This window comes from Wenyingzhuangia heitensis (assembly GCF_011762155.1).
Classification (GTDB): Bacteria; Bacteroidota; Bacteroidia; order Flavobacteriales; family Flavobacteriaceae; genus Wenyingzhuangia; species Wenyingzhuangia heitensis.
The window spans coordinates 1-7,253 of record NZ_JAASQL010000013.1 but is presented as its reverse complement, the minus strand read 5'-3'; the positions used below and the strand labels follow the sequence as shown (position 1 = coordinate 7,253).

Genomic DNA, 7,253 nt, shown 5'->3' with positions numbered 1-7,253 from the left:
CTAACCATAGCAAAATACGTTACCCAGCATAGGTCAGAACCGCTAAAATTGGAAAACACTACTTCCCTACTTCATCATTTTTTATGAAATTTTTAGTCGCTGAAAGATTTTACAAACGCTTTGAAAGAGTCGTTTAAAAGAATTTTTCGGTTAGCTCCGCTGTTTTTTTTATTTGGTCGTCTAAGAAATTGTTGAAGTTATTTCTTTGACTATAAAAAGGCTCATAAATCAATTCTAAGCAAAGTTCGTAGCTGAGAAAACAATCTTTGCAAATGGTTTTTAAAATGTAGAGAAATCGTGCTAAAAACTAAATATTGAAAAGTTTTTTTTCTAAAAAAAAGTTATCCAAGTAAATGATATTTTTTAAAAACCTAGACTATAAAATTCTCATTAAATAATAGTTTTTAATCGCTGAAAAAATTTATCCTAATACTTGAAATTTCATCTATTTATAAAATATTTTTCAACCTTTGAAAAATACGCAGGGTAACAACTGCTATAGTTAATGCGGGCTGAGTTTTTTCTCAATGTTTTTTCTATATTTACAACATCGCCAAATCTTTTTCGATTTGGCTTTAAAAAACAAAAAGTTAAAACAAACAAAAAAGCTCTGGCTTTGTACCTGCCCGAAAATCTTCCCGATTTTCAAGCCCGCACAAACCATAGCAAAATACGTTGGCAAACATTTGAAGCAGTAGCTATGAAAATTAATGATTTTACATTTAAAGATATCGATAAATTATTAAATGAAACTATAGAAAATGGATTTTCTAATCTTGAAAGAGGAAGAGAAAACACTTTTAGAATATCTAAGGCTCTACGGTTAATAAAAAATAAAACATCTTTAGAATATGAATTAGATGAAAATGGAGTTTTAGCTCTTGAGATTGGATCTACTAAAGAATATTTTGAATCTATAAGAAAAGATAGAGAACTAGAAACTTCTATTAAAAATCTAACAAACCATAAACTTAAATACAACACGATATACACTCTTTCTTTTGCTGTTTTTGGGTTTGCTTTAAGCTTTATTCCTACGTTATTGAGTGAAGATAAAATGATAAAGGAAAGCCAATTATTGCGTAAATCAATAGACGAATTATCATTGAAATATGATAATTATCAAAAGCAGTTACATCAAAAAAACATTTTAATATTAGAATTAAAAAATGAAATAAATCTTTTGAAGGAGAAAAAAATCGAAAAAAAATAGTTTTCATAATAATTTGTGTTTTAAAAAACGTTAGCCAACACTGCATATAAAAAACAGCTTTATTTAGGCTTTACGTTGTTTGTTGTTAATTTACTTTGTTTTATCTTGTCTGAAAATCTGTTTAATTTTTACTCGCTGATTTTCATATGCGAGTACGTTGTAAAACATTAATAAAAAAAACATTACATTTGAAATGCTATGCTTAGAAAAATTGGTTTTTTCATTTTATCTCTTTGGTTATTATTTGTTTTAATTATCATTATAACATTCGATTTCACAATTTGCTTTAAAAATTGTGAATTTATTGGTTTTGAAAAATTGTTTTTTGATAATATAACTCCAGCTGTATGTTTAATATTTCTTTTTTTAGGAATGGTTTCTTTTTTAGACTTCTTATTTATAAATAGAGGGAGTCCAGAACTTTCGTTTGAAATTACGGAAATTGAAAACATTGAATATGAAAATTTGACATTTTTAACAACCTATATCATTCCATTAGTCTGTTTTAATTTTGACAACATTAGATACGTAATCGTATTTATTATTATACTTATTGTCATTGGAGCAATATACATAAGAACAGACCTTTTCTACTCTAACCCAACATTAGCATTGCTTCAATATCGAATATATAAAGTAAATGGAAACTTCAGAAACGATAAGTCTAAAGAGAATTTAATTATTATAACAAGAACAGACCTGTCGATTGAAGATAGAGTAAGTTACATTAAACTTGATAATCGAATATACTTTGGATTCAAAATTTAAATACATGAATAAAGAAGAATTAAACCAATCATTAGATTTTATCATTACTAATCCTATTGATAAAATAGAAATAAGTATATTTTCAATCTTAAAAGAAAATAACGAAGTCGTTAGATTAGATATAGAATTAGATAATTTACCTCAAATTATTAAATTATTCAAAAACTCAATTCAGAATAATATAATTGAAAAAGATGATTTTTCGATATTACAACTTTCAACTGCTGATGAACGAAAAAATTGTTTTTACGAATATGATTTAGACCTTCCCGAAGAATTGAAAAAATTAGAATCTGTAATTACTGACGAAAACATAAAAAAATTCAACTTCAAGAAAAATAAAATAATAGATATTGATTCATTAATTATTGTACTCGCTTGTGGCGATAAAGAAATATCACTTTTCAATAAACTTTCAAATGTCGAAATACTAGCAAGAGGCGGATATATAATTGGTAAAGCTAAAGAACGATTTAGTAAATTTAATGAACAATTATTACGTATAAGTCCGAAATTTCAAGTCATAAGAATATCTGATAAAACGATTATTACAAATTTAGAAACAATAGAAAAGAGTTTTGGATTTCAAGACGTTATCAAAAGAGAAGCGGACATAGGTGTTAATGATATTTCTTCTATGAATATTCTACGTGAAATAGATAGTCTTAGAGAAATGATTAGCAACGTTTCCTTTGCAAGAAAATTAACGCGAATTGCAAAGAATTCTCCAGTTATAAACCTGAGAATACCAAATAGCGAAATAATTAATTTTGCAAGAAAACACCCTGCAACAAAAAGCTTAAAGTATACTGATGATGGTAGCAAATTTGATTTAACAACAAAAAAATCAAAAAAAATATTTCTACAACTATTAAACGATGACTTACTCACATCTGAATTAACAAAACTACATTATGCGAGTCTAGCTAAAGATGAATACGAAGAAGATACAGAAGATTAAACGTTTTACAACACCGTATAAAATTAATGTGGGGTTTTTAGTTTTAGCCGAAAGTTTTAGTTTATTTACAATGTCGCTTATTCTTATTTGAGTATTTTTAGGTCGACAAAAATAAAAAAACTAAATAAGTATAAGCTTAGTGGCTCGGCTGACAATTCTTCGATTGTCTACCTCCCACACTAATCTTATACCAAACCGTTGCCAAACATTATGAAAACGAAATTAACATTGCTGCTTTTATTTTTATTACTGAAAGTTAATGCTCAGAAAATAAAAATAGATACAATCCTGAATTTTGAAAATTATACAATTTCAATAAACAAAATTGACTCTAACCTAGAACGAGAAAAATCAACCTTCGAAATTGAAATGAAAGATGTTTTATCTAAAGAAGATAATATGCATCGAAAATCATTATTAAAAGAAACTTACTTAATAAAGAAAAATAAAAACATTGCTAAGAAAGAATTAGGAAATTTGTTTCTAAAAACCGAAAATAATGGTTGGAAAAAAATTGAATTGAATCCTATTTCTGAAGAAATCGAGAACGTACTAGATAATGTTTATTTAACAGAAAATCTATATGTTGTAAGAACACAATGGGGAGAAGGAAATGGATATAAATTAGTTAATAAGATAAATGGAGAAATAACGGACTCATTTGGAGAACCTCGTTTAAATAAAGAAGGAAATTTTATAATATCATTTAACGTCGACCTAGTAGCTGAGTACACTGAAAATGGATTTGAATTTTTTACTAACAATAAATCAATAAATTATATTGGAAAATTTAACCCAAAGAATTGGGGTGCAGAATGGGGAGTTTATACTTCTGAGAATAAGTTTATTTTTAAATGTTATAGTGTCGATGATTATTTAAATCAAAATCATTTTTATATTCAAGCTGAAATAAAAAAACGTTAGGCAACAACGGCTAAACTTAATGTGGGTTTTTAGGTTTTCTCGAAGTTTTTGGCTTCTTTACTTTGTCCGCTTAAACTTATTTGATTAGTTTTAAACCGACAAAGAAAAAACAAATAAATAAGTCTAAGCTAAGTGGCTCGTCCGATAAATCTTGATTTATCAACTCCCACACTAAGCTTAGCCAAATCCGTTACCCAGCATAGGTCAGAACCGCTAAAACTGGAAAACACCACTTCCCTACTTCATCATTTTTTATGAAATTTTTAATCGCTGAAAGATTTTACAAACGCTTTGAAAGAGTCGTTTAAAAGAATTTTTCGGTTAGCTCCGCTGTTTTTTTTATTTGGTCGTCTAAGAAATTGTTGAAGTTATTTCTTTGACTATAAAAAGGCTCATAAATCAATTCTAAGCAAAGTTCGTAGCTGAGAAAACAATCTTTGCAAATGGTTTTTAAAATGTAGAGAAATCGTGCTAAAAACTAAATATTGAAAAGTTTTTTTTCTAAAAAAAAGTTATCCAAGTAAATGATATTTTTTAAAAACCTAGACTATAAAATTCTCATTAAATAATAGTTTTTAATTGCTGAATATTTTTATTCAAATTCTAAAAAATCAACTATAAATAAAATATTTTTCAACCTTTGAAAAATACGCAGGGTAACAACTGCTATAGTTAATGCGGGCTGAGTTTTTTCTCAATGTTTTTTCTATATTTACAACATCGCCAAATCTTTTTCGATTTGGCTTTAAAAAACAAAAAGTTAAAACAAACAAAAAAGCTCTGGCTTTGTACCTGCCCGAAAATCTTCCCGATTTTCAAGCCCGCACAAACCATAGCAAAATACGTTAGCAACAACTTAAGAACAATAAATGGAAATTAACATACATAATTTTAGAAATTTTGATAATCAAAAGTTGAAATTTTCAAGAGTAAATATTCTAATTGGAGAAAACAGTGGAGGAAAAAGTTCTTTATTAAAAATGCTATTATCCCTTAAACAGACAATAGACTCACCTCTTGAAAGTAATTTAAAATTACGAGGAGATTACACTGACCTTGGAAATTATCAAGAAGTTGTAAAAAATAAAGATAAAACTAAAAAAATAGAATTTGGTTTTAAAGATAACGAACAATTCATTGAATATTTTTTAAATTTCACAGAAAGATTTGATAAAAAAGATGAAGAAAAAGAAACCAAAATTATAATTGATTTATTAAATAGTATAACTGAAAATAATTCTTCTACATCAGTACACTTTACTTTGGATTCAATACTAAATGACCATCAAAATATAGCAACAGTAATACAAAATGAATCAGTAGGAAAAATTATTTTAAAAAGCAAAAAAAATGAAGATTATGAGTCTCAAAGAGAATTATCTTCATCTTTAATTTTTGAATTAGGTGATTTAAATTTTACTCTTGAAAATTGCACCACTTTTAAAGAAGGCTTTTTTACATTATTTGACGGAGAAATTAAAAAGAAAATATTCGATTTAGAAATAGATAATCATCTTGATATTTATTATAGAATAATTTTCTTATTAATTTATCAAAATTATTGTATGGATTATCTTGATGGAATTAGATTTGTTAACCCAATAGGTAATTCGCCAAAGAGACTTTACTTTCAAGAAGACAAAAAGTCAAATCATAAACTTATTGATATTGAAAAATTAATAAATATTTTAGGAGACCCAAGTATTTCTTCTCGAGAGTTTAATACTAAAATAAAATTATTAAACAAGGTTATTAAACAATCTGGAATTGCAGAAGAAATTGATTTAATAAAAAATAAAGATCTTCCTGTATTGGCTTTAAACGTAAAAACTAAAGGTTTTTGGGCTAATATAACAGATGTTGGTTATGGTGTATCATTACAACTTCCTATTTTATTTCAAGCAATATTATCTGAGAAATTTTCTAGAAATAATGAAACTTTATTAATAGAACAACCTGAAGTTCATCTACACCCTTCACTTCAGTCAAAGTTTATTGAAACATTATTAAGTTTAGGTGACAGAAATAAATATTTCATCGAAACACACAGTGAACATATTATACGTAAACTACAAGTTTTAATAAAAAACAATGAATATGATTTAACCTCAAAGGATGTTACAATACATTATTTCAAAAGAGGTACTGACAAATTTGAAATTACAAATCACATTATAAATGAAAATGGGAAATTAACACCAAAATTCCCTTCTGGGTTTTTCGATAATTCTTATAAATTAATTAAAGATTTATTGTAATATGACAGTTCTTCCATCCTTAGATATTTTCAAAAAATATACATCAAATACCAGAGATAAAGAATTTAATACTGTAAACAATATTTTATTTAATGATAATGTTAATATTTTAATTACCAAAAACTACATTTCTTTTTTAGAGTCTAAAATTGAAGATTTTGAACAAGTTCAGGCACTTATAATGGAGCTTTATGATTCTAATAGAACATCAGAAGCAACAATAGATAATGAAGATGACAACTTATATGAAAAATTATATTTAGATAATGTGAATCAAATAAATTGCTTATTCCCAATTTCGATAGAAGAAAATTTTAAAATAAAACATTTCAAATATTCTTCAATTTCCAAATTAAATAAAAATAAAGAATATATACTATTTGAATTATTAAAATCAAACAATATATCATTTCATTATTATGACTTTAAATCTAATCTTCAAATTCAGAAATTAATAAAAAATATATTTTCTTTCCCTGAAAATACAGGTAGAATTTCTATTTATAATCGTTATTCAGAATTTAAATATTTCACATTTTTAAAAAATAAATCAATCTATTACTATAATTTAATTAGAGGTAATAATCATACTCAAAGAACTGAATACATAAGAATTAACACAGAATTAAAGGATAATTTAGGTCGTAATTTAATTTTAAATACAACAAGACAAACAGATAAAATCCACGAAAGGAAAATCTTTTTTAATTCATTTATTTTAACATTTGACAATTCATTTGATAATTTATTAATTACAGAACCTAATTGGAAAATTGATATTACAGTTGACAGAGGTGAATGTATTAGAGAATGGTCTAAAAAAAATCAACATTTTCGTCGTCTGAATTAAAACAGCAGTTGCTAACACCGTATATAATTTATTGCTGGCTTCTCGCCGACTTACGAAAGTCCTCGCGGACTTTCTTGGTCGGTAATTATTTACTAAATTAGGTGCTTGAAACAAGCAACAAACCATATACAACAACGTTAGCCAGCATAGGTCAGAACCGCTAAAACTGGAAAAAACCACTTCTCTCCTCTTTTCTCTTTTTATGAAATATTCAATCGTTGAATGGTATTAAAATTACTTTGAAAAAGTCGTTTAAGAGAATTTTTCGGTTAGCTCCGC

At 26.3% G+C, this 7,253-nt stretch carries 6 protein-coding genes; all 6 read left to right on the top strand.

The genetic code is table 11. From position 1 onward, the window contains the following. Positions 1 to 505: 505 nt before the first annotated feature. The 6 genes from FHR24_RS15380 to FHR24_RS15360 all read left to right on the top strand — a co-directional run bounded on the left by FHR24_RS15380 (position 506) and on the right by FHR24_RS15360 (position 6,974). Positions 506 to 1,213 carry a hypothetical protein gene (locus FHR24_RS15380; protein WP_167191077.1) on the top strand — a complete coding sequence of 236 codons (708 nt, stop codon included), beginning with the start codon at positions 506 to 508 and terminating at the stop codon, positions 1,211 to 1,213. Positions 1,214 to 1,411: 198 nt separating this feature from the next. Continuing rightward, complete coding sequence (gene kwaA / locus FHR24_RS15805; protein WP_394352398.1) at positions 1,412 to 1,981, top strand: anti-phage protein KwaA; 570 nt, start codon at positions 1,412 to 1,414, stop codon at positions 1,979 to 1,981. A gap of 4 nt (positions 1,982 to 1,985) precedes the next feature. Next, on the top strand, positions 1,986 to 2,942 hold the full coding sequence (gene kwaB / locus FHR24_RS15375; RefSeq protein WP_167191074.1) for an anti-phage protein KwaB: 957 nt from the start codon (positions 1,986 to 1,988) through the stop codon (positions 2,940 to 2,942). Positions 2,943 to 3,152: 210 nt separating this feature from the next. Further along, positions 3,153 to 3,866, top strand: coding sequence for a hypothetical protein (locus FHR24_RS15370; protein ID WP_167191071.1), 714 nt, complete (start codon positions 3,153 to 3,155; stop codon positions 3,864 to 3,866). A gap of 869 nt (positions 3,867 to 4,735) precedes the next feature. Then, entirely contained in the window at positions 4,736 to 6,124 is a 1,389-nt protein-coding gene (locus FHR24_RS15365; RefSeq protein WP_167191068.1) for a DUF3696 domain-containing protein, read from the top strand. A gap of 1 nt (position 6,125) precedes the next feature. Continuing rightward, positions 6,126 to 6,974 (top strand): hypothetical protein, encoded by an 849-nt coding sequence (locus FHR24_RS15360; protein WP_167191065.1) that lies wholly within the window; start codon positions 6,126 to 6,128, stop codon positions 6,972 to 6,974. The last annotated feature ends 279 nt before the right edge of the window (positions 6,975 to 7,253 follow it).

Coding starts and splice junctions, on each gene's coding strand:
- FHR24_RS15365 (WP_167191068.1), top strand. CDS start 4,736: ATGGAAATTAACATACATAATTTTAGAAATTTTGATAATCAAAAGTTG.
- kwaA (WP_394352398.1), top strand. CDS start 1,412: ATGCTTAGAAAAATTGGTTTTTTCATTTTATCTCTTTGGTTATTATTT.
- FHR24_RS15360 (WP_167191065.1), top strand. CDS start 6,126: ATGACAGTTCTTCCATCCTTAGATATTTTCAAAAAATATACATCAAAT.
- FHR24_RS15380 (WP_167191077.1), top strand. CDS start 506: ATGCGGGCTGAGTTTTTTCTCAATGTTTTTTCTATATTTACAACATCG.
- kwaB (WP_167191074.1), top strand. CDS start 1,986: ATGAATAAAGAAGAATTAAACCAATCATTAGATTTTATCATTACTAAT.
- FHR24_RS15370 (WP_167191071.1), top strand. CDS start 3,153: ATGAAAACGAAATTAACATTGCTGCTTTTATTTTTATTACTGAAAGTT.